Source organism: Pseudoalteromonas sp. NJ631 (assembly GCF_000276645.1).
Classification (GTDB): domain Bacteria; phylum Pseudomonadota; class Gammaproteobacteria; order Enterobacterales; family Alteromonadaceae; genus Pseudoalteromonas; species Pseudoalteromonas piscicida.
The window spans coordinates 211,679-234,077 of sequence record NZ_AKXJ01000002.1; the positions used below are offsets into that span (position 1 = coordinate 211,679).

General features: G+C 43.4%; 23 protein-coding genes. 9 read left to right on the top strand and 14 right to left on the bottom strand.

The window, feature by feature from the left end; translation table 11 throughout:
• Nucleotides 1–46: 46 nt before the first annotated feature.
• Genes A587_RS0105470 through A587_RS0105480 form a run of 3 tightly spaced genes read left to right on the top strand, consistent with a single transcriptional unit; the run spans nucleotide 47 to nucleotide 1,794 of the window.
• Nucleotides 47–646 (top strand): Crp/Fnr family transcriptional regulator, encoded by a 600-nt coding sequence (locus A587_RS0105470; protein ID WP_017216746.1) that lies wholly within the window; start codon nucleotides 47–49, stop codon nucleotides 644–646.
• A gap of 60 nt (nucleotides 647–706) precedes the next feature.
• On the top strand, nucleotides 707–1,342 hold the full coding sequence (locus tag A587_RS0105475; protein WP_017216747.1) for a nitroreductase family protein: 636 nt from the start codon (nucleotides 707–709) through the stop codon (nucleotides 1,340–1,342).
• 2 nt (nucleotides 1,343–1,344) lie between these two features.
• Nucleotides 1,345–1,794 carry a DMT family transporter gene (locus tag A587_RS0105480; RefSeq protein WP_017216748.1) on the top strand — a complete coding sequence of 150 codons (450 nt, stop codon included), beginning with the start codon at nucleotides 1,345–1,347 and terminating at the stop codon, nucleotides 1,792–1,794.
• Here A587_RS0105480 and A587_RS0105485 read toward each other — a convergent pair.
• From A587_RS0105485 to A587_RS0105510, 6 genes are all read right to left on the bottom strand, one after another.
• Complete coding sequence (locus A587_RS0105485) at nucleotides 1,791–2,408, bottom strand: glutathione S-transferase family protein (protein WP_010373036.1); 618 nt, start codon at nucleotides 2,406–2,408, stop codon at nucleotides 1,791–1,793. The two genes, A587_RS0105480 and A587_RS0105485, sit on opposite strands and share 4 nt — an antisense overlap.
• Before the next feature lie 222 nt (nucleotides 2,409–2,630).
• A complete protein-coding gene (locus A587_RS0105490; RefSeq protein WP_026000886.1) occupies nucleotides 2,631–4,235 on the bottom strand; it encodes an AbgT family transporter in 1,605 nt (534 codons plus the stop codon).
• Nucleotides 4,236–4,359: 124 nt separating this feature from the next.
• A complete protein-coding gene (locus tag A587_RS0105495) occupies nucleotides 4,360–5,838 on the bottom strand; it encodes an FAD-binding domain-containing protein (RefSeq protein ID WP_017216750.1) in 1,479 nt (492 codons plus the stop codon).
• Nucleotides 5,831–6,160, bottom strand: coding sequence for a hypothetical protein (locus tag A587_RS0105500; protein ID WP_017216751.1), 330 nt, complete (start codon nucleotides 6,158–6,160; stop codon nucleotides 5,831–5,833). The genes A587_RS0105495 and A587_RS0105500 overlap by 8 nt, the downstream gene beginning before the upstream one ends.
• On the bottom strand, nucleotides 6,153–6,416 hold the full coding sequence (locus tag A587_RS0105505; protein ID WP_017216752.1) for a DUF3081 family protein: 264 nt from the start codon (nucleotides 6,414–6,416) through the stop codon (nucleotides 6,153–6,155). Before A587_RS0105505 ends, A587_RS0105500 begins: the two co-directional genes overlap by 8 nt.
• A gap of 44 nt (nucleotides 6,417–6,460) precedes the next feature.
• A complete protein-coding gene (locus tag A587_RS0105510; protein ID WP_223193527.1) occupies nucleotides 6,461–7,000 on the bottom strand; it encodes an isochorismatase family protein in 540 nt (179 codons plus the stop codon).
• A gap of 103 nt (nucleotides 7,001–7,103) precedes the next feature.
• On the opposite strand from A587_RS0105510, the gene A587_RS0105515 reads away from it, so the two are divergent.
• Nucleotides 7,104–8,057, top strand: a complete 954-nt coding sequence (locus tag A587_RS0105515) for a ribonuclease Z (RefSeq protein ID WP_026000887.1) — start codon at nucleotides 7,104–7,106, stop codon at nucleotides 8,055–8,057.
• Here the strand turns inward: A587_RS0105515 and A587_RS0105520 are convergent.
• On the bottom strand, nucleotides 8,054–9,367 hold the full coding sequence (locus A587_RS0105520; RefSeq protein WP_017216754.1) for a DUF2252 family protein: 1,314 nt from the start codon (nucleotides 9,365–9,367) through the stop codon (nucleotides 8,054–8,056). The genes A587_RS0105515 and A587_RS0105520 overlap by 4 nt on opposite strands.
• Before the next feature lie 3 nt (nucleotides 9,368–9,370).
• Nucleotides 9,371–10,201, bottom strand: coding sequence for a polyphosphate kinase 2 family protein (locus tag A587_RS0105525; RefSeq protein ID WP_017216755.1), 831 nt, complete (start codon nucleotides 10,199–10,201; stop codon nucleotides 9,371–9,373).
• A 371-nt stretch (nucleotides 10,202–10,572) separates the two neighbouring features.
• Between A587_RS0105525 and A587_RS23825 the strand changes: the two genes are divergently transcribed.
• Entirely contained in the window at nucleotides 10,573–12,378 is a 1,806-nt protein-coding gene (locus A587_RS23825; protein WP_017216756.1) for a hypothetical protein, read from the top strand.
• Here A587_RS23825 and A587_RS23830 read toward each other — a convergent pair.
• Nucleotides 12,359–13,243: a formylglycine-generating enzyme family protein gene (locus A587_RS23830; RefSeq protein ID WP_017216757.1), complete on the bottom strand. Its 885-nt coding sequence runs from the start codon at nucleotides 13,241–13,243 to the stop codon at nucleotides 12,359–12,361. The two genes, A587_RS23825 and A587_RS23830, sit on opposite strands and share 20 nt — an antisense overlap.
• Before the next feature lie 213 nt (nucleotides 13,244–13,456).
• On the opposite strand from A587_RS23830, the gene A587_RS0105540 reads away from it, so the two are divergent.
• On the top strand, nucleotides 13,457–13,999 hold the full coding sequence (locus tag A587_RS0105540; RefSeq protein ID WP_017216758.1) for a cysteine hydrolase family protein: 543 nt from the start codon (nucleotides 13,457–13,459) through the stop codon (nucleotides 13,997–13,999).
• A gap of 161 nt (nucleotides 14,000–14,160) precedes the next feature.
• Here A587_RS0105540 and A587_RS0105545 read toward each other — a convergent pair whose 3' ends face one another.
• Nucleotides 14,161–14,520 carry a hypothetical protein gene (locus A587_RS0105545; RefSeq protein ID WP_017216759.1) on the bottom strand — a complete coding sequence of 120 codons (360 nt, stop codon included), beginning with the start codon at nucleotides 14,518–14,520 and terminating at the stop codon, nucleotides 14,161–14,163.
• Between the two features lie 226 nt (nucleotides 14,521–14,746).
• Between A587_RS0105545 and A587_RS0105550 the strand changes: the two genes are divergently transcribed.
• Complete coding sequence (locus A587_RS0105550) at nucleotides 14,747–15,637, top strand: hypothetical protein (protein WP_017216760.1); 891 nt, start codon at nucleotides 14,747–14,749, stop codon at nucleotides 15,635–15,637.
• 79 nt (nucleotides 15,638–15,716) lie between these two features.
• On the opposite strand, the gene A587_RS0105555 is transcribed toward A587_RS0105550, so the two are convergent.
• From A587_RS0105555 to A587_RS0105565, 3 genes are all read right to left on the bottom strand, one after another.
• Entirely contained in the window at nucleotides 15,717–16,520 is an 804-nt protein-coding gene (locus A587_RS0105555) for a DUF1338 domain-containing protein (protein ID WP_010373001.1), read from the bottom strand.
• A 76-nt stretch (nucleotides 16,521–16,596) separates the two neighbouring features.
• Entirely contained in the window at nucleotides 16,597–17,622 is a 1,026-nt protein-coding gene (astA, locus tag A587_RS0105560; RefSeq protein ID WP_017216761.1) for an arginine N-succinyltransferase, read from the bottom strand.
• Nucleotides 17,623–17,652: 30 nt separating this feature from the next.
• Nucleotides 17,653–18,858 carry an aspartate aminotransferase family protein gene (locus tag A587_RS0105565; RefSeq protein WP_017216762.1) on the bottom strand — a complete coding sequence of 402 codons (1,206 nt, stop codon included), beginning with the start codon at nucleotides 18,856–18,858 and terminating at the stop codon, nucleotides 17,653–17,655.
• A gap of 184 nt (nucleotides 18,859–19,042) precedes the next feature.
• Between A587_RS0105565 and A587_RS0105570 the strand changes: the two genes are divergently transcribed.
• Nucleotides 19,043–19,471, top strand: a complete 429-nt coding sequence (locus A587_RS0105570; RefSeq protein ID WP_010372995.1) for an Lrp/AsnC family transcriptional regulator — start codon at nucleotides 19,043–19,045, stop codon at nucleotides 19,469–19,471.
• 139 nt (nucleotides 19,472–19,610) lie between these two features.
• Here the strand turns inward: A587_RS0105570 and A587_RS0105575 are convergent, their stop codons facing one another.
• The gene (locus tag A587_RS0105575; protein WP_017216763.1) at nucleotides 19,611–21,512 is read right to left on the bottom strand and encodes a putative bifunctional diguanylate cyclase/phosphodiesterase; all 1,902 of its coding nucleotides are present in this window, start codon (nucleotides 21,510–21,512) and stop codon (nucleotides 19,611–19,613) included.
• A 580-nt stretch (nucleotides 21,513–22,092) separates the two neighbouring features.
• Between A587_RS0105575 and A587_RS0105580 the strand changes: the two genes are divergently transcribed.
• Complete coding sequence (locus A587_RS0105580) at nucleotides 22,093–22,392, top strand: isoamylase early set domain-containing protein (protein WP_010372991.1); 300 nt, start codon at nucleotides 22,093–22,095, stop codon at nucleotides 22,390–22,392.
• Nucleotides 22,393–22,399: the final 7 nt, after the last annotated feature.

Genomic DNA, 22,399 nt, shown 5'->3' on the forward strand with positions numbered 1-22,399 from the left:
GCAAATAGGAATAGTTAATCCGAATAATATCATAAAGCTAGAACTCATGGATGCACTAACAAGATTAAAACAAGCGGTAGACGCCTATTATCCACTTTCTCAAGAAACCTGGTCCGCTATTGCTGCGATCACCAGCATTAAACTACTCGCGAAAGATGAGTGGCTTTACAAAGAAGGAGAGTATCTGACTACTTTTGCATTTTTACATCAAGGGTTAGTTAGATTAGTAAATACCAATGCTGCTGGGCAGGAATACAATAAGCGTTTTTTTGTGACGGGGGAATTTCCTGGTGTAATGCGTGCGCTACATCGCCAAGAGCCTGCCAATCAAGGGATCCAAGCGCTTGAAGCTTCACAGGTAGTCCTAATCAAATTCAAGCAGTTTAGAGCACTGCTGATGGATAATCCGGAATTAATGCGATTTCAAATACTGTACCTCGAGAAGAACTGGTTGTTAGAAAAGGATAAGCGAGAGCTTTATATGGTGCAGTTAGACGCCACAGAGCGCTATCTCGCATTTTTAAAAGAGCAGCCAGAGCTTGCTGAGCGCGTACCGCAATACCATTTAGCGTCACACCTTGGGATCACTCCTACACAGTTAAGCCGAATAAGAAAATCGTTAAAAAATTCAGGTTCGTTTACATAGGTAAATGAGCCAAGCTCTTCACCTTGTTAAAGTTGCCTCAGACATAATGGAGAGCAACTTATGAACACATCACAACTAGAATCGTTATTGAATTGGCGCTACGCCGTCCGCAAATTTTCTGAGCAAACCATTGCTCAGGACAAAGTCGATAAGTTAATCGAACTGACGGGGTTGAGTGCTTCAGCATTTGGCTTACAGCCTTACAAGATTATTCAAATATCCAAGCAATCGATAAAAAAAGCATTACTACCGCATTCGTATGGACAACAAAAGGTGCTTGATAATAGTCATCTATTAGTTTTTGCTGCGGATATGTCACCTTTAGATAGCCAAGTAGAGCGCTACATTCAAGACTTTAAGGCGAATCGAAACCTTGATGAGCTTATCTATGCACAGATGGAATTGGGTATGAAAGACGCGCTACACACCATGGACTGTGCGTCTCAATATAGCTGGTGTTCTGAGCAGGCTCACTTGGCCCTCGGTACATTGCTGCTGGTAGCCGCCAGTATGGAAATTGATGTTTGCCCAATGACCGGTATCGATAAGGTTGCCTACGATGACGTGTTGGGTCTTTCATCCTTAAACTTACGCACGGTATTAATTGCGCCAATTGGCATTCGTGACAGTACGGATGTGAGCGCGAATACAAGCAAAGTAAGGAAATCGAGAGACTTGCTGCATATTGAGGTGTGACGATGATTTTTGCCATATTAGCCGTTTTTGCAGGTGGTGCAATTGCGGTGCAGGCAAGCATGAATGCACAGCTTGGCGGTTTATTAAAAAGTCCGATATTGGCTGCAGGAGTGGCGTTTACCGTCAGCGCATTCTATGCCTTTATTGCCTTTCGGGTATCTGATAACGTGCTGCCAGCAACCTCAGAGCTAAAAGCGGTGCCTTGGTACTTGTGGTGTTTAGGTGGGGTGCTAAGTGCAACTGGGGTGGGACTCTGTTATTTTTTAATTCCTAAAATGGGTATAGGTAACCTAATGGCTTATTACTTGTGTGGTCAAATGGTGGTAGCGATGGTGATCGGTCAGCTTGGTCTCTTTGGTGTACCTTATACGCCTATTAACCTGCAAAAAGTCGTGGGCGTGATTGCTGTGCTGACCGGTATTGTACTTATTAACGTTAATCGTTCAGGCTAAAACTCAGCCATTTCTAAGGCTTTGCTAATAGCTGGTGTTGCCGCAATTTGGCGATAATAGCGGCGTACATTTTTAAGCGAAGGCGTTTTTTCTAAAAATGTCTTCGCACGCTCACAAAGCATAAATAAATAGCTGTCGCATAGCGTAAATTGATTTGCAAACAGGTAATGATTGTCTGCAAGTAAGGTATCAATAATACCAAACCCTTCTTCTAGTCGGCCTTGCTGCGAGCGAATAAGGTCGTCATACATCAAAGCACTTTGGGTGTGTCGTTCTGGGTAGGTGTACATCAATAAGTCGCTGTGAATAGAAGCGCTCATAAAATGCATCCATTGCAGGCACTGTGATTTTGGTTTTAGCTCAGTTGGGATAAGCTGCTTGTCGATGTGCTTTTCAGCTAGGTACTGAGAAATTGCAGCGCTTTCGAATAAGGTAAAGTCGTCGTCAACGAGGGCTGGTACTTGTCCGGCAGGGCTTAGTGTTAAGTATTGTGCACTACGGTTGGCGTTTTTTTTGATATCCACCAGTTCAAGTTGATAAGGCTCACCAATGAGTTCTAATAAAATATGAGGCGCAAGGCTCGCACTTTGTGGATAGTAAAAGAGTGTGTACATAATTCACCTAATGTTAGGTCACGTGTATCACTCAGGAACAGGGCATAAAATAACAGTGATCACGTGAAGTTAGTTTAATACCAATGTAATAATTGCAACGTTATTGGTATCCAAAATCGGCTCCTTCTTCGCTGTCTCCTATTCAACCTTAGGTGAGGGTTGAGGTTTTCACAAATAAAAATGCCAGCAAATGCTGGCATTTAGATAATTTTAAAGTATTAGCTACGGATTGTAATAGATAGGAGAGTTAGGTCCAACTGGTAGACCAAAGCCAAACACCCACACGTAGAATAGTGCAACCCAGCCGATAAAGAAGAACATGCTGTACGGCAACATCGTGGCCACTAGAGTACCTATACCCATGTCTTTTTTGTATTTAGTCGCAACCGCTAATATCAAACCAAAGTAACTCATCATCGGAGTGATAAGGTTAGTAACTGAATCTCCAATTCGGTACGCTGCTTGAATGGTTTCTGGCGCATAGCCGATAAGCATCAGCATTGGAACAAATATCGGTGCCGTGACAGCCCATTGAGCTGATGATGAACCAAGGCTTAGGTTCACGAGTGCACACATGAATATAAACAGTACGAATACTTCAGGGCCAGTTAGGTTTAGCGCCTGTAATAGTGCTGCGCCATTTATCGCAAGGATAGTACCTAGGTTTGTCCACTTAAAGAATGCAACAAACTGAGCGGCAAAGAATACCAACACGATATACATGCCCATCGAGCTCATGCTTTTACTCATTGCATCAATAATATCGCGGTCATTTTTCATGGTGCCGACCACACGACCGTACACAAAACCCGGAATAGCAAAGGTTACAAAGATAAATACCACAATCCCTTTTAGAAATGGTGAACCCGCCACTTCGCCTGTTACTGGGTGACGTAAGATGCCATCTTCAGGCACTATGGTTAATGCAAGTAGAATGCTTACTACGAGTAGTGATACACCCGCCCATTTGAGGCCTGATTTTTCTTTTACTGAAAGCTTCTCGATATTGTTTTCACTTAAATCAACGCTGGCTTCTTTAGGGTCGTATTTCCCTAAACGTGGCTCTACGATTTTCTCGGTGACTAAGGTTCCCACGATGGCAATTAGGAATACTGAAATCATCATGAAGTACCAATTCGCTTCAGGTCCTACTTGGTAAGTTGGGTCAATCATCTGCGCAGCAGGCGTCGTAATACCAGCTAATAGCGGATCTATGGTGCCAAGCAATAAGTTTGCGCTGTAGCCACCGGATACGCCAGCAAATGCAGCGGCTAAGCCAGCAAGTGGGTGTCTACCAAGGCTATGGAAAATCATTGCGGCAAGCGGAATAAGTACAACGTAGCCAAGTTCTGATGCGGTATTAGACAAGATAGCGGCAAATACAACCATGAACGTAACAAGGCGTTTTGAAGCGCCCATTACCATGCCGCGCATTGCAGCAGATAGCATGCCTGAGTGTTCTGCAACACTAACCCCCAGTAATGCAACAAGTACAGTGCCAAGCGGTGCAAAGCCAGTAAAGTTAGTTACAAGACCTGTCACAATGCGTTGCAGACCCTCAGCACTCATCAAGCTTACGACTTCAATAACACCGTCGGGGTCGCGACCCGCGGAGCCTTCTGGGCGAGGATCGATGGCAGATAACCCCATCCAATCGGCAATACCACTGAATACCACGATGGCGATACAAAACATTGCAAACAAAGTAATAGGGTGGGGAAGCATATTCCCTAAGAACTCAACAGTTGCCAAGAAGCGATTAAATAATCCCCCTTTTTGCCCCTGTTGGTCCTGACTATCAGCTTGCGTCTCTACAGCATTTGACATAGCTAAATTCTCAGTTCCAAAAAATGGCGCAACCTTAGCATTTTTTTTACATGAGGTCATGCTTAAGCGGCTATTTGTCCTCTTTTTAGGGTGAAAGGCGGAACATTGTGCAAAAACGGAACAGTTAGAATAGCTTAAGCTGATTTTTATCAGAACTTACTTGTTTTTTGCGCCCACGACTTGAGCGGCGCCTTGAAGCGTGAGTGTGAAGCACTCTGCCTGTTTCATCTTTATCTAGATGTTGCTTATAAAATGCGGAGATTTTTTCACGGGCAATTTTTGCTGCGTCATCGGGTAATATAGCAGGCCGCTGATATTGGTCTTCTTTTAAGCCGTTATAAAACCAAGGTGTATGTAAGTAATGCGTTGGGACGTGATTAAGCTCAGGGATGTAGCGGCGAATGAATTTACCTTCTGGATCATATTTTTGCCCCTGCGTTATGGGGTTATAGATGCGAAACGGATTTATCCCAGTAGTGCCTGACTGCATTTGCACCTGAGGATAGTGGATCCCAGGTTCATAATCTATAAATAGAGTGGCAAGTCTTGCTGCTGGTTGTTGCCAATCAAGCCATAGGTGATAGCTTGAAAACGCCATCAACATGGCGCGCATGCGAAAGTTTATCCAGCCTGTGGTGATCAGCATTCGCATACAGGCATCAATAAAGGGGACGCCCGTGTTGCCGTGAGCCCAAAGTTCAAAGCGTTGCGGATTAAATTCACTAGCCCGCATATCGATTAAGGATGCATGCACAGCACGCTCTGCATAAAGCGGTTCTGATTCGAGCTTTTGCACAAAATGGCTATGCCAGTAAAGCCGTGATAAAAAACCGCTCTTATTGCGTTTTGAGTCAACATTTAATGCAAGAGTTTGATGTAACACGTCTTTGAGACTAAGCACGCCATAAGCCAAATACGGACTGAGTCTGGAGCTACTGTTTACAGCTTTTACCGGGCTTGAGATACCAAATAAATAGTTGTCTATCCTATGATCAAAAAAGCTATTCAAGGTTTGCTGCGCGGCTTTGAGTCCACCTAATTGTGGCTTTGGCGCTGAGTTGCTGTCATTCCCAGGGTAGTCATTTAAAAGCGCAATACCACTGTGCTGTTGCAGCAGAGGATTAATTTTTGAAGGAGTCGGTAGACAGTCGCTTTGCAGCCAGTCTTCAGCTCGCTGTTGCCACTTATCACGATTCACTTTTCCCCTGAATACGGCTTGTTGGCGATATTCTTCAAACGATACGTGTCTTTCTTTGCACCAGGCAATAACACGCAAATCGCGCTCAAATGTCCATGTATTCCCCGTTTCTTGATGGCAATAAAGGGTTGCGATCGCGATGTGCTGATGGATCTTTTCAAGTATTTCAATGATATCGCCCTGGCGAATCGTCAGCGTGCCACCTAAAAGCAGCAACTGCTCAGCAAGGCTTAGCAGCGACTCCTTTACAAATTGAAATTGTCTTTCGCTGGTATCGGGGAGTTGCCAATATTCGGGCTCAACAACATACAAGATCAGGGTTGGTCTGCCATTATTACACGCTTCGTAAAGTGGTCTATGGTCGAACACTCTTAAGTCACGTTTGAGCCAAACGAGATTAATCATCTAACACACCCTTAAATAATAAAGGGTAACGGCGTAGGCGTTTGCCTATGTAGTCGTCAGCGAGGATCTGCTGGCAAATTCGCTCTACGTGACCGTCCACTGCAAACACCCAATCAAAGCGTTCAATGGCGAGCAAAAAGCCACGTTTTAAAAAGCGTTGCTGGCGAAATTCATCGCAGTTATTTTTGATTATCTTGAGTTTATTTGGATTTTCCCTAAGCGCTTCGACTACCATGTTTACGTATGCGCGGGTTTGTTTGCTTTCAGGGCGGGGACGTCTAATGCGACGCCCTCGGTTGGTATTTGGATATAAGCTACTCATTCGCCTCTTTAAAAATGTAATCTAGCTTCTTAATAAAATCGTCTTTGTGCTTATCTTGTTCATAATCCAAGTGATAAGTATTATGAAACCCAGAGCGCAGTAACACGCCACTGCCTTGCAGGTATATGGTGTAACCATCTGGATCTGAATAGGCCACTATGCCCTCATAGCGTTTACCTTCTTCGTTTACTTCACCGTGCTTTTGAATATGCTCGAACACCGTTAACAAGAACTTGCTATCTAATTCATTTTTCATTGTTCACCTCGATACTTGGAATACGCTTTCACTGTGCTAGCCGATCACTTAACTAACGCTGAAATTGCCTTAAATTGCTCATTCTTGGCCGATTTTAGCCACTGAAATAAAATAGACTCTAAAGCCAAAAAGCGTGCGCCATCGGCCTGCATCTGCATTAGCGCCCAATCTGTGTGTTTTGGATTACGTGAGCAAATACCATCGGCAACAATCACCACGTTGAAATTGTCCGCAAGCAGGTCATTGACGGTTTGTTGTACACAGATATGACTTTCGAGACCAACCACGACGATGGTGTCGCGTTTATATTCTTGAATAGCTTGCTTGCAAGATTCAACGTGGTAGGCGCTAAATGCGGTTTTTTCGATAACCGGGAGATTAAATTCAAGTAAGCTCGGTGCTGTATGGCCAAGCCCTTTGGGATATTGCTCAAAAATCAGTGCAGGAACAGACAAATGTTCTGCAGCTTGTAGCAAGGTGGTTACTTGGCGCTCGATATCGCCAAATACCTCAATATGAGGACGAAATTTTTCTTGAATATCGATCACTAAGATCATGCTGTCCGAAGGTATCAAATTCATCATCTTCTCCTTAGAGATTACGTTGCAAGGCGAGCACGCGCGCTTCGCTATTACGTTATATATTCGTTACAATGGTATACCCACTTAAAAAGTAAACGGTTTTGGCGTGAAAGTACATTTTCTTGGCACTTCTTCAGGTAGCCCATCTAAGCAACGTAATATGTCGGCAGCGGCAGTAAGCTTTGAAAATACCAAAGCCTGGGTACTAATTGACTGCGCCGAAGCGACCCAGCATGCACTGCTACACAGTGAGTTAACCCTATATCATCTCGAAGCAATTTGTATTACTCACCTTCATGGGGATCATTGCTATGGATTACCCGGACTCATTTCATCCATGGCGTTAAACTCTCGCAAAGCGCCGCTAAAATTAATTGCGCCGAGGGCTGTTATTCAGTTTGTGCAAAGCTGTTTTACACTGACAGAGGTGAGGTTGAGTTTTGACTTAATCACCATCGCCTTTGAAGAAATAAACGATAAGTTACAACTTGAATGTTGCGATATCGAAACCATAGCGCTACAACACAGAGTGCCCAGTGTTGGCTATAAACTCACGGAAAAGTGCATTCCTCGCAAGTTAAAAATAGACAAACTTCAGCTAGATGGCATTGCGTCTGGCGGCCACTACAACCTGTTGCAAAAGGGCCAAGACGTAGAATATCAAGGACGACTTTTAACCTCGGATGACTACAGTTTTTATAGTTGGCAACCTCGAGTTGCAATAATTTGTGGTGATAACGAAAAGCCCGGCTTGCTATCGCAGATGATAAAAGAGGTCGATTTGCTTGTTCATGAAGCTACCTTTACCGCTGCAGATCTTCATAAAGTGGGATTTCATACAGGGCATAGCGATGCTAAGCGCATCGCTCAATTTGCACAATTACATCAAGTGCCCACGCTCGCGCTCACTCATTTTAGCGTGCGCTATCATGGTGAGGGCATGCTGCAGCCTCTTATTGAAGAGGCCAAGTTGCACTTTAGCAATGCACTCATCATCGCAGAGGATGGTCTGATTGTAGACATTCCAAAGCAAAAGCAAGTTGAGTGCGCTACTGCTTAGCTCTGGGATTGCTCGCAAAACCAACGCCAATCGGCTACGACTTGCTCGCTGTAATGACTGGCCGATTTGACCAATTGATCGATGAGACTAGGCAAAATGGCTACTGCATCTTCTTGAAATTGTAAGGAGCGTCTATCTGCTCGCATATGTGAAAGGGCAAGGGCTTCACCGCAAGCTTCTGCATATTGGCTAAAGCCCGACTTAGTCGCTGCACGCTTACCAATGGTGATGTCTTCTGGGTCTATACCAACGCGAGCATGATGGCGCGAGCGTACCAGCCAGTGACTGCCTTGCCACAGTGCATTATCTAAAATGAGATCGGTACGGCGCTGCATTTTTCTTTGACTGTTGACGGTTAAGTGTGCGGGATCTAAGCGATTCACTGGGCTTAAATTTGCAAAGTAAGCAAGAGGCGAAGCGAGTTGCTGTTGTTTTACCTCCACAATGTGGCATAGCGGCAGAATATCTTTAGTGGGCTTTTGTACGTTTGGGCCAACCAACAAATAATATCTGCTCAGATGCAGTGAGCCTGTGCCTTGGTCGATACGCTCAACACAATCTAAAATTTCGTCATCAACATAGGGCGCAAAGTGATGAATAAGGTTTTCTTTTAAATCGGGGTCAAGTTGCTTAAACTTCAGTTTGTCTTCGCGAAAACGTAGCGGTTTAATGCTGAGGTCGATTTCCTTAGCAAGTGTACTTTTAATCGTAAACGCGGCGCCCCCCGCCATTCTTTGCAACCCTTTTTGCCATCGTTTATGCAATATATGGTTATTATCAAACTCGGTTAAGCCTGTGTTGCTATCGACCTTATGTTCCAGCGACAACTGACAAGCTTTTAGGTAGCTGTGTAAAAAGTCCAATTGTGCTTGGGCAACTAGCTCTTTACTAACCAAAGGTTTACTTCTGTCTTTAATATCCTGTGCTTGTTCTTGAATACGGCCACCTTCTAGTTGGGTAAGCGGTAAACTCACTAAAAAGCGAAACAGGTCCCACGCAGCGTGTCCGACGCAGGCATCATCGAAGTCATTAGGTTCAAAAATTAGGGTATCGCCGTGGCTGCCTTCTTCACTATGAAAGCCAAAATTGCCCGTATGACAATCGCCCATTACGTAGGTGAGTGGCAGGCTGGTGGCCGCTTCAGGTAAGTGTAGTTGTTGCTCCAGTAAGTCCTTATACATAAGCGCGGCACTACCACGGAAGAACCGAAATGGACTGAGTCTCATTTTGTCGAATTTACTGCACTCATTGCTTACGTGAATGCCTTCACGCTCATTAAAGTAAGATGCAAGATAGTCGTGACGATTCATGGATTAGTCCTCCCTTTGAACAATACCCAATTGAGATTTTGCCAGTTTTACAACGGCTTTATCGATAGGTGGGGGACTAATATCAACCCCCCTGCTTAACGCTTCGACAATGGTTTTCATCACTTGTACGCGGGCATACCATTTATGTTCCGCGAGGATCAAATGCCATCCCGCTAAATTCGTATCGGTTTTAGCAAACATATCATCAATTGCTTGCTCATAATCTTGTCGCTTTTGGCGGTTGCGAATATCTTCTTCCGTTAGTTTCCAGCGCTTATATGGATTATTTAAACGCTCTGTAAAGCGTTTGAGTTGTTCGTCTTCGCTAATGTGTAAAAATAGCTTAACGATGCGGACATTATCATCCGTCAGCAGACGCTCAAATTCATTGATTTCTTGATAGGCGCGGCGCCACTCTTGCTCACTAGCAAATGCTTCAACCCGTTCTACCAACACTCGGCCGTAGTATGAACGGTCAAAAATAGTCATAGTGCCCCGAGGTGGTAGCTTAGTTTGAAAGCGGTATAAGTAATGCCGGCCTTGTTCCTCAGGCGTTGGTTTTGCGATTGGGTAAACCTTAACGCCGCGTGGATCGAGCTTTTCTGTCATGCGGCGAATAGCGCCTCCTTTACCAGCCGCATCCCAGCCTTCAAACACTAAAATAGCGCGCTTCCCTTGATGAAAATAGGCTTGTTGCACATGTAATAGTTGCGTTTGCCAGTACTTTAACTCGCTTTTGTAGTGTTTTTTTGAATCAATAGCGGGGTGTGTCATGGGAGGCTTTACACTTAGCCCGCGATTCAGCGCCTTTATTTCTGATACATAACTGGTCATGCTAACTCCTTTAATCGCCTTTGGTTAAGTTGGCCCTGTTGCTATCAAAGTGCTTTTCAACGCGAAAATATTACCGCACCAACTAACTTTTGAGCGTGTTAGAGTAACCTAGATTAAACTCTACAGGGACTTTTTGACAATGATATGTCATACCATTTTGTCTTACACTTCCTTAATTTGAGGGAGCTAATCAGGCGCTAACGGCGTTAAAAACTTCTCATCATTTAGAACAGGTAAATAGCAAAATTTTTCCTTGATTGAATAACTGAATCCATCAGTATAAAATCTACCCCGATTAATATCTCGCGCTCATTGATGAGTAGCAAATTGCATTGATTAGGAACAACCGGAATAAACAAGGAAGGATTGGCATGAAGCCTTTTGACAAGTGGCCTGCGCTTGTGCAAGACGCACAACAAGGTACATTCGATGATTCACTTTTTCAGTCAGATTCAGACGTAAAAAATTCGGCACAACCAACCAGATTGCCGATGGCTAAAGTGCCCACCATCATTCTTAAAGCACTTAACCCCCATCACACTGACTATATACGTATTGATCCAAAAGACGCTCGTTACTGGCATGGTGGACTTCATCATCATGACGATAGACAACTACTTGTTATTTCAAATAGCCAAGTACAACGTCTCAAAACGGTTTCTCAAGGCAATGTAAAGGAGATCTTTGCGTTTATTAAAAAGTCAGCGTTTGAAGCTAAAGAGGAAGGTCAGTTCGGTTCTGGTGGCAGTAAAGGCTTCTCGGGTGGGGCGGGAGAGTTAAGCCAAAACGGTGCACATTTAGGTGCTGCAGTTAAATATGCTGCTACAAGCGATGCCTCAAAAAATGATGGTGTGGGCTTCAATAGTAGCCAAGGAGTAGGTACAACGCGACCGTCAATGGGTAAGAGTAACGCTGGCATTAAAAAAACACCCACTAAGCTAGAAAGTACAGCACAACCCATAGATACTATTGCGCCATCTGTCATTATTGGTCAACCAAATCCAAAGCAAATCGTAAAACTAGAGCAAAACCAAGCCACTAAAAGACGTTTTGCAAATCATGTATTAGGGCCGGGAGAAACTGCTGCGAGTGTTGTCGAGCAGTATACTGGCACACCGAATGAAAGCCGTATATATGGCTTCAACCATCCTCAGTTTACTATAAAAAATCCTCCCAAAGCGGGTGATAAAGTCAGGGTGAATACCGGCTTTGATGTACTCGTTAAAGGGCAATTTTATAACAGCAATAGCGTTAACCTAATCTGGAAAGGGCCAACGTCGGGTTCAAAATCAGCCATATTGGAGCAAGTGAATGGCAAATATCTACCAGACAGAGGCTACGATTGGGAGTTGGCGCTACCGCTTGTGGCGGGGGAATACACATTAACCGCTGAAGCCGGAGGTGCGACGCACTCCGTGAGTTTTTCGGTTGAAGAATCTGAAGACCAACAGGAAATTATTGATTTTATATATATTCCAGAAGATAACAGCTTTATAGCAGTCACGCAGTCACTTGCCGATATTTTAGAGCAAGAAATGGAAGTACTTAACCCTCCCATGGAGCAGCTAAAGCAAGCGCTGGCTGGACAACAAGACCTCTCGAAGCAAGATGATAAAGTAATTGACGCAAAAAAGGCGTTAAACGAGACCCTAAAACCACTTGTCTCAGGCCCTACCGCTAATAAAATTACCGAAGTCATTGGCTTTAAAGGCCGAAAGTATACCTATGTGCGCAGTGATAAAATCGCCAATCATACTAGACGTTATAAAATTGATACGGACATTCGAAACGGTCGTCGTTTTAGCGATGCGAATGGCAACTTAGACCGTAGCAAACTGAACAAAGCGCTTAAAAATGATTTGAGCAAGCTAAAGGTCAATTTTAAGTATGATAAGAAGCTTGTCGACACGTATACAACCATATGGGGCGAATGGGCTAGGGAGCTTAATAAAGATCTAAATATAAAAAGGTTTGAAAAAAGCGACTATTTTGATGCCAGTGCAGAGGCGCGATTAATGCGCTACACCCATGGTGCAGGCATTGCTGCAAACTTTAGCCCAAAGGATGGTGTCTTTTCATTTCAAGCTGATGCCAAAGTCGATTTTGCTGTCGGTGAAGCAAAAGCTGCAATGAGTGGTTACTACCTTGGTTGCTCATTTAAAGGCAAGACTGATTGAGCACGCAGCGAAATCCAGTTGCCCTGTATGCCTTTTTTAGTTTCTCAGATTCTTGCCGTGTATATACATTACTGCCACGGGGAGACTCTAAAAACATCCCGCCACGCATGACCTTTTTTGTGCCTTCTTTTGGCCCTTTAGGATCCTGTTCTGGGGAGTGTTGATAGTAATCCTCAGCCCACCAGTCATTGACCCATTCAATCATATTGCCGCTTAAGTCATAAAACCCCAATGGGTTAGGTGGATAGGTGCCACTAATATGCGGTTCAGGCTCTTCGGCGAGAGAGTAATTTACACCGAGTTCAAGCCTACCAGTATTGGTGGCAAACAAAATGTTTTCACCACGGTTTCGTGCTGCAAATTCCCACTGTGCTTCGGTTGGTAAATCAATTGGGAGTTGTGTGAGTTTTGCCAGCCATAAGCAATAGTTCTTGGCATCATACCAACTCACCCCCGCAGGGAATTCAGGTGCGCGCCAAACTTCCCCTTCACCCCAATCCTCCCACATGGTTTTTGGTAGGTCATTTACTGCGGTATATAAATCAAAATCGCCATAGCTTACCTCATAAGCGCCCATCGAATAGCTGGTAAGGGTCACCTTATGAGCGGGTTTATTGTCGCGGGCTATGGTCCAAGGTAAGTTATTTGGACCACCACCATCGCCCATCATAAAGCTGCCGCCTTCAACAAACACCATTTGGGCTTTAGTGCGCTCAATCAGTGCTTGCACTTGTTTGTCTTGCTCGCCAGTAAGCGCGTCTATTTGTTGGCCTAGGTCGTCACACCCGCTTATGACCAAGCATAGTAATGTCGCTAAAGGGGGTAATATCTGATTATCAATCTTGTCCATAAGTGTGCTATCCATAAGGTCTTTGCATACACATTTATCATAACTTGTTTAGCTGTATTGAGACATAGCTAATGTGGCAGTAAGACCAATGTATAAATATTAAAATGACAATATAACGCTTGTAATTTATATTGCTTGGGCACTACAACCCTTGAAAGAATGAATGCTGTTCAAGGTGTTGGCGGCTTTTGAGTTTATAAGCAAGATTATGCCCAAAAAGAGTATGCTATGAAATCTGCAGTATTGGTAATTGATGTACAGAGCCTTTTATTCGACCCAGAGCCCAAACCGTATGCAAGTGAAGAGGTGTTAAGCCAAATTAACTTAGTGACAGATTGGGCTCGAAAGCAAGGCGTGCCAGTGATCTATATTCAACATGAGCAAAACGGTACTGCGATTGAGTATGGTAGTGAAGGTTGGCAATTACAATCGGTACTTCAAGTTGACGCCAATGATCTGTTCGTGCGTAAAACCACCCCTGATTCATTTTTAAACACAAATTTGTCTAACATACTTGAAGAACATGGAGCTCAACATATTTATGTTTGTGGTTATGCTACAGAGTTTTGTGTTGATACAACGAGTCGGCGAGCCGCGGGTTTGGGTTATGCAGTTACATTAGTGGCGGATGCCCATACCACACATTGCAAAAAGCACATGTCAGGTGAACAAATAAGAATACATCATAATGCTACACTGCCAATTATCTCCAGTTTTGGAGTGAAAATATCCGCAGTGTCTACTGCCAAAGTTATCGCTTTAGGTGACTGATACAATCTAGTTTTGTTGAGGGGTTACCATTTCCTGTCACTGTTTTCACTTACTCGTCCTAATAACCGGCTGTTAAGGGTTATACATGTTATTACACAAGCGTGAAGCAAACCGGAAACGGTCCTCCTATAAGTTTTAATCTAAGCCTTTGAACCGAAGGACTATTCTATCCAAATCCATGTAATTAAAGGCGGGGTAGTCGCGTTTTTAAATGTGATATTAATTACGATATCGTCTTGCGTGTTCTCGTATTTCGCTGCGAATATCAGCATTGGATCCTGACCTCTTCGAAGAGACGCTAACAAGGTTTTGGATTTTAAGCGGCCAAGCTGCGGCGCGATTTCACGGTATGCCCGTAAAAACCCCTCCTCAGAAACCTTTTTGGCTAAGTCGGCGGTTATTACAGATAAATATGCTTGATAGTTTCCTCTCTCATGCGCTTTCAAAGCTCTGTCGACAACAGGCATGAGAAGGCGAAGCGCCTCTTCTTCTGTTGAACCAAACGTTCCAAAATAATTCACAACTAGTATCCTTGTCTAATCCTACTGATTTTTCACCAACAGGCAATGAATATAAGCAATATTTTTAAGTATCTCAAACACTGTAAAAGTCTAAGTACCTATTTCAATTGTGGGGTTAATACTTTTATACTAGGGCCTGTTGTTCTTTGCTGCTGCAAAAACAAACTTGAAAGGTAAACAGGCCCTAACTTAAGAGTAAGCAACGTTATTTAATAAGGAGATAGTAATGAATGCTTATAATATCGAGATATTGAAACAATCCATTGACGATAAAACACGCTTTGATGGCTGGGTATTTGGTTTGCCCCCCGGAATTAAAGCCAATCAGTGGCCGCTTGATCCACATACCGGTTATCCGCTAAAGCACAGCTTTACACTAAAATTGCCAGAGGGCTATCGCACTGATGAGAATGCGTATGCGGTTAGTTTTTTTGCAATCGCGGTTGAGCATAATGATGGCGGGCCCGAATATATTGAAGGGTTAGAAGAGGCGTTATTTGCTGAGCAGTCGCCAGATGAACCGCTATTCAAACCCTTTTGGCAGGCGATGCAAACGGTTCATCCTAGCTGTAAGTTTGCAGCGGATACGCTAGATTGTTATTACGCAACGCTCCTGCTTAGTGAAGCTGAGTTTTACGGCGAGCTCTGTTCACCGCCAACTATTATTGAACGACATTTTGAAGATGATGTTTGCGTCCCTGAATGGCTAGTCGAGGGTGGGGCGAGTTGCTTTTGGAAAATGAACTATTCCCAGTACCTCAGTTTGCCAGCTGAAGAGTACCAAATATATCGCGAGCTTGGTGGAATTCCCCCAGAAGCAGTGAGTTTTAACCGTGCAATTGCGCTTATTGCCAACCCTAGTGATCCTAATGCGGGTAAGACGCCCAGCGAATATGAAGATACAGGTTATATTGATCCGTACGAAGGCGACCCTGAGTGGTTAGAGAGTGTTTTGCCAAACCATTTAGGCGGGACGAGTTTAAACGGTCAAGGGATCCCAGATTTTCTTACCTCTTACTACATCGAATTCGAAGAGATCTTAGGTGGGCATAACTTTGGCGGAGGGATAGGTATGCTTGATTTGGTAAACCGCGAGTTTGATTGGAGTTGTGGCTAATATTAACTAAAAAAGCAGCCATAAAGGCTGCTTTACAATTTGGGCAGAGTGCTTAGGCAAGCACTGATTTCAAACGCGATTATCTTGCGTTAGTACTTTCAAAGATTTTGTCAGCGGAAGCTGCAACAAAACCAGTATAGATCTCGCCGTCAGGCTTGGCATAACGCAGAGCAAACTCATAGAAGCAGCTTGGAATACTAAATTCACCGTCATTAAATTGCACATTTTGGTGATCAGCAAGCGTTGAAGATTGCTCCAGTAACACTTCTGGAGAGCCTTTGATTTCGCCACCTGATGTGTTTAGTTCAAAACCGTTGTCTTTGAGCGCTTGGTTTACAGCTTCAATTGTGGTGAAGTTCTTCAGGTAGTTGATGCTTACCGTGAAATGGTTTGCACGGTAGCCCCATGCAGACATCCATGCGGCATACTCGCTCTCAGCGAGTAGCTTTTTGTATGTCTCGTGAGAAACGCGCCAGTGGGTGCCAGAATACAGGAAGTTTTCAGCTGTTACTGCTGACTCGTCGATTTGCTCAACCATGTCTTTAACGATAGCTTGTAGTTCTTCTGAACATTTTTCAACGAGCAGCTCAGAGATAAACACCTTTGGTTTAGTTGGATCTTGGTGTTCATAGTGCTTGGCATATAGCTTTTTCGCTTCAAAGTGGTATTCGCCGCACTCTGTATAACCCACGGCTTTAAAATGTGCAGCGAGCTTTTCTAGGCCTACTTTTTCAATATTAAAGGTACGCAATGCAATGTGGTCATTGATCACGTCGTCTTTTTGCGTTGAGCCGAGAAGTTCATGAACTTTAACTGCAGAAGGTGTTACTTCTAAGTAGTTGTCCCACAGGTGTTCAAATAGTGTATCTACGTTGTTGTGCATAATGGTTTCCTAATTTTTTGTCTTGGTGACAGCTTGTTAAACGTTATACCAATTGGTATCAGCACGACATTGAAATCTATAGTTTAAATGCGTTTATCAGTTCACCTTGAGTGACATCAAGCGCATTAGCTACCTCTGCGGTCAGCTGAATTTTTTCTTCTGCTTCGCACAGATAAGCCTGATCGGTAAACGTGGCTTTAAACGCGTCTAATCGACCATTTGAAATAGCAAGGCTAGGGAGCTTGTCTGGTAGTGAAGCGACTATTTCAACCTCACCTTTAAACGACTCTCTAACCGTTCTAATGTTGTCTAGCTTGGCTTCTACCGTTGGACCTGCGTCGAACAAGTCAACATAGCCACGGTGTTCAAACCCTTCTTTTTGTAATAAACGCAAAGCAGGCTTGGTTTTCTCGTGCACTTTACCTATCACAGCTTGTGCTTCTGGACTTAGTAGGTTTGCATAGATGGGATACTTGGGCATAAGTTCACAAATAAACACTTTGTCCCCGAGACCGACCAAGTGATCTGCTTGCGGAAATTCAATGCTAAAAAAGTGTTCTTGCAGCCACTGCCAAAATGGTGAATGGCCATGTTCGTCACTTACACCACGCATTTCTGCAATAACGGTATCGCTAAAGCGCTCAGCATGTTCTGCCATAAATAAGAAACGACTTCTTGAGAGAAAGCGACCAGCTAACCCTTGGCGATGACCTTCACGTAAAAATAGCGTGCAGATCTCAGAGCTTCCGGTGTAGTCGTTACACATCGATAGAATATCAACAGTATTATAGACACCCAAAGTGCTTGAGTGATGTACTGTTTTGCCAAGATGATAGTGATATAAAGGCACAGACATACCGACCGCAGCTTCAATCGCAGTGGTGCCTATAATTTCGCCCGTTTGTGTGTCTTCAAGGACGAATAAATAGCCTTCGTCGTATGGTTTTGACACTGACTTTGCAAAGCTTTCAACTGAGCGGTTAATTTTATTAGACAACAATTCGTCATCTACTGGCAGTGAGGTAAACCCATGGCCAGATTCAACCGCAATGGTTTTTAGCGCGTCGAAGTCAGTTTTTTGTATTGGTCTTAATACTAACATGAGAAAGAGGAGACCGAGGTCCCCAGCTCCTTAGCCGTTTACTACTGCAGCAACTGCTTGTTCAAAGCGTGCTAGGCCTTCTTGGATCTCTTCATCAGTGATCACAAGAGAAGGCGTAAAACGAACTACGTTAGTGCCAGCAACTAATGACATTAAACCGTGCTCTGCACTTGCTACTAGGAAGTCGCGTGCACGGCCTTCAAATTTGTCATTGAGCACTGCACCAAGAAGAAGACCTTTACCGCGCACTTCAGAAAATACATTGTATTTGTCGTTAATAGCATTTAGGCCATCTCTGAATAGTTGTTCTTTGGCTTTTACGCCAGCTAACACCGATTCTGTATTTACTGTGTCAAATGCAGCTTCCGCTACCGCGCAGGCTAGTGGATTACCACCATAAGTTGAGCCATGGGTGCCTACTTTAAGGTGAGCTGCAATTTCAGTGGTAGTAAGCATCGCGCCAATTGGGAAACCGCCACCTAGTGCTTTTGCGCTAGTTAGGATATCAGGTGTTACACCCAGTCCTTGATAAGCATATAGATCACCAGTTCGGCCAACACCCGTTTGTACTTCATCAAAAATAAGTAGCGCGTTGTGTTTATCACATAGTTCGCGCACAGCTTGGACAAACTCAGCATTTGGAGAAATGATCCCGCCTTCACCTTGAAGCGGTTCCATCATGACTGCGCAAGTGTTGTCTGAGATTGTTTTTTCAAATGCAGCTAAATCGTTATAGTCGATATGAGTGATATCATCAGGTTTTGGACCAAAACCGTCAGAATAGGCTGCTTGACCACCAACCGTTACCGTGAAGAAAGTACGACCATGGAAGCCTTTATTGAATGCGATAATTTGCGTTTTTTCTGCGCCAAATTTATCCAGTGCCCAACGACGCGCAAGTTTAAGTGCCGCTTCGTTTGCTTCAGCGCCTGAGTTTGCAAAATAGACTTTTTCTGCGAACGTTGCATCAGTTAACTTTTTGGCAAGGCGAAGCGCCGGCTCGTTGGTCATCACATTTGATAAGTGCCAAATTTTTTCGCCTTGTTCTTTAAGTGCAGAGACGAGCGCAGGATGACAATGGCCTAGACAGTTTACGGCGATACCGCCTGCAAAATCGATGAACTCTTTACCTGTCTGATCCCATACGCGAGAGCCTTGGCCTTTAACTGGAATAACGGCTGACGGGTTGTAGTTTGGAACCATGACTTCATCGAATAATTCGCGATTTGCTTGCATGACGCTTTCTCCTAAATTGTTATCATTGTGCGGTATCACTGTCGGGCAGAAGCTGATTACTTGTTGTTCTGCTCACAGCCAACTTGCTATTTCTTCATTATTACGCGCTTTTGTAATAATTTGCAGTGCAATAATTCACATATTTGCTATCATTTATGTCAAATTAACATGATTAAATTGCAAAATGATTAGTTCACAAGACGAAAAGCTCATTGCACTGTTGCGTAATAACGCACGAGAGAGCATCTCTGAGTTGGCACGTAAGTTAGACCTTTCCAGAACCACAGTACAAAATCGTATCGCAAAATTAGAGCAAAATGGCGTAATTAAAGGCTATCGCGTAGAGTTTGCTGAGCAGTATATGGACGATTTAGTATCGGCACACGTTTCTATTAAGGTAAAACAAAAACTCACTACAAAGGCGAATTTAGCATTGCAGCAGTTGCCAAATGTTTCTGCACTCTATGCCATTAGTGGGGAATATGACTTGATTGCTATTGTTGAAGCACAGAGTTTGGAGCAGTTGAGTCATCTGCTAGATGAAATCGGTAATTTAGAGGGGATTGAGCGTACCAATTCGTCGGTTATCCTAGAAACCAAATTTAAGCGATAAATAACCTTACCTTGGTTCAGATTAAATACTGTGGGCGTTAATCACGATTTGCCAAGCACCCAACTTATAGCATAATAGGTTTCCTAGCGTGGAAGGTGCAGTATATAGCTAACTTTTTTCGCTTAACTATTAACAGCAGCTACCCAACTTGCTCTGGTAACCAAATGCTGGTGCCAGTGGCTGCGATGTGATTCACATTGCCATTTAACACTTTGCTACCCACATTATTTGAGCTTTCAGGCCGGCTCACTAAATACCCCTGTACACAGCTAATTCCTAGGTTTTTAACTAGCTCAAATTGTTCGGTTTGTTCAACGCCCTCGGCAACAATCTTTAATTCTAACTGCTGTCCAAGTTCGCTGATGGAATTGAGGATCTTACGATACTTAGGGTTGCTATTGGCTTGAGTAATAAATAGTTTATCGATTTTTATCACATCGATAGGTAAATCGGCGAGGGTGCTTAGCGAGCTAAAACCTGTTCCAAAGTCGTCTATTGCGATACTTATTCCTGCATCTCGGCATTGTTGCAATTGTGAAATCGTTTCATTGCTGGCCTTGATAAGAGTGGATTCCGTGATCTCCAGCATCAAAGCAGTGGCTGGTAGACCGGTTTTTTCTAGGGCCGCATTTACCCATTCAAAGACCTTTCTGTGTTTTAGTTGTATTCCAGAAACGTTAACTGAGATTTTTACCTTTTTCATCCCTGCATTATGCCATGCACACATTTGCCTACACGACTCAAGTAGGATCCAATCACCAAGCTCTAAAATTAAATTAGATTCCTCTGCAATTGGAATAAATTCGGCCGGTGGAATTTGGCCTTCTATCGGATGGTTCCAACGAATAAGTGCCTCAAAATAGTCGATAGCACAATCTTCAACATGCACTATCGGTTGGAAAGACAGATAAAAGCTTTGTGCAGAGATAGCGAGTCGTAACTCTTCCAATAGGTAATGATAACGTCGCATTTTCGACCCCATTTCGGGGGAATAAACTTTAAAAATTCCACGACCATCCGTTTTTGCTCTGTACATGGCAACATCAGCCATCTGTAATAACGAGTTCGGTGTTGCCGCACTATCTGGGTATACCGCGATGCCGATACTTGCTCCAATTTTGACAAGCTTATTGCCAAGCAAGAAATCACGCTCTATATCACTAAGAATGGACTGGGCGATTTCTGTACACAAACTTGGATTGTTTAATTTGGGAATAAATAGCGAAAATTCATCGCCGCCGAGTCTTGAAAGGTTTTGTTCAAGGCCATGAATAGGGTGGCAATCTTCTAAACCATATTGGCGAACCACTTTTGCGAGCCGAGCAGCAACTTGGATCAGAATTTCGTCGCCAAAACTGTGGCCAAAGGAATCATTGACCTGCTTAAAGCCGTCCAAATCAATAAATAGTAGGCCACATTTTTGTTGCGCCAACTCTGCTTGTTTTAACTTTGCCTCGATATGGTCAATATATGCATGTCTATCTATAAGCTTTGTGAGCTTGTCTTGAAAAATTTGAGACTCTGAATGGCGTTTTACTCGTGCAAGATGGCTAGACAAATCGTGGATCGCATGGCTGAGCTTGGCAAGAGAGGACTTATGGTGCAGTGGCGCACTGTCGACCTCTAAACGCGTCAATATTCCACCTACGTCCTTATTCACCTCGCTGATATCTTCATCTTGATTACGGTAGCGGCGCTCTGCCTTAAAAAGATACGCAACAATCGCGAGTAAAGTTGCAATTGAAATGAGAGTGATTGGAGAAGTAAATACGGCATACCAAACTGTACTTACATCCAAATATTTGGGTATTCCGAGCGTTGATTCTACCGCAACATAAGTGTGGTTTCCGCTTGCTGCAAAGTTCAAACCGTGCAGTAGTGGGGAATACCAAGGTGATACCATTGATGCTGTAAGGTGCTCATTTGCCGGGGTTGTAGCGAGCAGCTCAAGCACGTGAGCCTTAAAAGATAGATGCAGCAATATGACAACAAATAATGTGCCCAGAAGAAGGGTACTTGTTAGTCTTATCGCGTTTGGCATGAATAGGCTTTCCTTAGTAATTCAGACTCTTGCATATTACGGAGTAATAATACGTAGATGCGACCTTCATCGCAAAAAATGTAATCTGAAATTATAGTTGCTAACCTAGTTTTTTACACACTTTAGCATTCAGTTGCAAACTTCATCGTGCAAAAGTGCCAAAAATTTCACTTTGCAGACTGCTTTATATGAGCGGGATCAATTATTAGTTAAATTCACTTTACATGATAACCATTCTTAACTAGCTTTCTTGTTGACTCTTAATGTGATTGGCTCAGTGATTGCAAGGAACTCATAGCAAACTGAAATCACTGCTTATCTGATTTAGATTGCGCCAAAGTGGTGCAAAATTGCACCAAATTTGTACTGTCATACAAACTCAATATTTGTTTGCTGTACTTAGGGTTGTTGATTTTTAAAGCGAACGGTGAGTTGCCATCTAATTAAAATTTAATTTTGCAATTTAATTTCACTTAAATCTCAATATGCTCGACATAAATCGTACACAGTTACCAGTCGTTTGCAGTATTAGCGTACGTCACTGTGAAATAAGGACTCACAAAAGGTAAACGGGGGTTATATGCTCACTAAACGGTTTTTCAAAACAAAAGACGAAGCAGAAATTACATTTTCATTTTCACACCCAGAAGCGAAAACGGTGGAACTTGCTGGTGATTTTAATGATTGGCAACCTGAGCCGATGAAATTCATCAAAAAAGACAGTGCGTTTAAGCTCAAACACCGTTTACCAACCGACAAAGATTACCACTTCAGATATTTGATTGATGGTGAAGTCTGGGACAATGATCATCAAGCAGATGATTATGTGCCCAACGGCTTTGGAGAAGACAACAGTGTTGTGTCCACAGCGAGAGCGTAACATTATA

Coding starts and splice junctions, on each gene's coding strand:
- A587_RS0105470 (WP_017216746.1), top strand. CDS start 47: ATGGATGCACTAACAAGATTAAAACAAGCGGTAGACGCCTATTATCCA.
- A587_RS0105475 (WP_017216747.1), top strand. CDS start 707: ATGAACACATCACAACTAGAATCGTTATTGAATTGGCGCTACGCCGTC.
- A587_RS0105480 (WP_017216748.1), top strand. CDS start 1,345: ATGATTTTTGCCATATTAGCCGTTTTTGCAGGTGGTGCAATTGCGGTG.
- A587_RS0105485 (WP_010373036.1), bottom strand. CDS start 2,408: ATGTACACACTCTTTTACTATCCACAAAGTGCGAGCCTTGCGCCTCAT.
- A587_RS0105490 (WP_026000886.1), bottom strand. CDS start 4,235: ATGTCAAATGCTGTAGAGACGCAAGCTGATAGTCAGGACCAACAGGGG.
- A587_RS0105495 (WP_017216750.1), bottom strand. CDS start 5,838: ATGATTAATCTCGTTTGGCTCAAACGTGACTTAAGAGTGTTCGACCAT.
- A587_RS0105500 (WP_017216751.1), bottom strand. CDS start 6,160: ATGAGTAGCTTATATCCAAATACCAACCGAGGGCGTCGCATTAGACGT.
- A587_RS0105505 (WP_017216752.1), bottom strand. CDS start 6,416: ATGAAAAATGAATTAGATAGCAAGTTCTTGTTAACGGTGTTCGAGCAT.
- A587_RS0105510 (WP_223193527.1), bottom strand. CDS start 7,000: ATGATGAATTTGATACCTTCGGACAGCATGATCTTAGTGATCGATATT.
- A587_RS0105520 (WP_017216754.1), bottom strand. CDS start 9,367: ATGAATCGTCACGACTATCTTGCATCTTACTTTAATGAGCGTGAAGGC.
- A587_RS0105525 (WP_017216755.1), bottom strand. CDS start 10,201: ATGACCAGTTATGTATCAGAAATAAAGGCGCTGAATCGCGGGCTAAGT.
- A587_RS23825 (WP_017216756.1), top strand. CDS start 10,573: ATGAAGCCTTTTGACAAGTGGCCTGCGCTTGTGCAAGACGCACAACAA.
- A587_RS23830 (WP_017216757.1), bottom strand. CDS start 13,243: ATGGATAGCACACTTATGGACAAGATTGATAATCAGATATTACCCCCT.
- A587_RS0105540 (WP_017216758.1), top strand. CDS start 13,457: ATGAAATCTGCAGTATTGGTAATTGATGTACAGAGCCTTTTATTCGAC.
- A587_RS0105550 (WP_017216760.1), top strand. CDS start 14,747: ATGAATGCTTATAATATCGAGATATTGAAACAATCCATTGACGATAAA.
- A587_RS0105555 (WP_010373001.1), bottom strand. CDS start 16,520: ATGCACAACAACGTAGATACACTATTTGAACACCTGTGGGACAACTAC.
- astA (WP_017216761.1), bottom strand. CDS start 17,622: ATGTTAGTATTAAGACCAATACAAAAAACTGACTTCGACGCGCTAAAA.
- A587_RS0105565 (WP_017216762.1), bottom strand. CDS start 18,858: ATGCAAGCAAATCGCGAATTATTCGATGAAGTCATGGTTCCAAACTAC.
- A587_RS0105570 (WP_010372995.1), top strand. CDS start 19,043: ATGATTAGTTCACAAGACGAAAAGCTCATTGCACTGTTGCGTAATAAC.
- A587_RS0105575 (WP_017216763.1), bottom strand. CDS start 21,512: ATGCCAAACGCGATAAGACTAACAAGTACCCTTCTTCTGGGCACATTA.
- A587_RS0105580 (WP_010372991.1), top strand. CDS start 22,093: ATGCTCACTAAACGGTTTTTCAAAACAAAAGACGAAGCAGAAATTACA.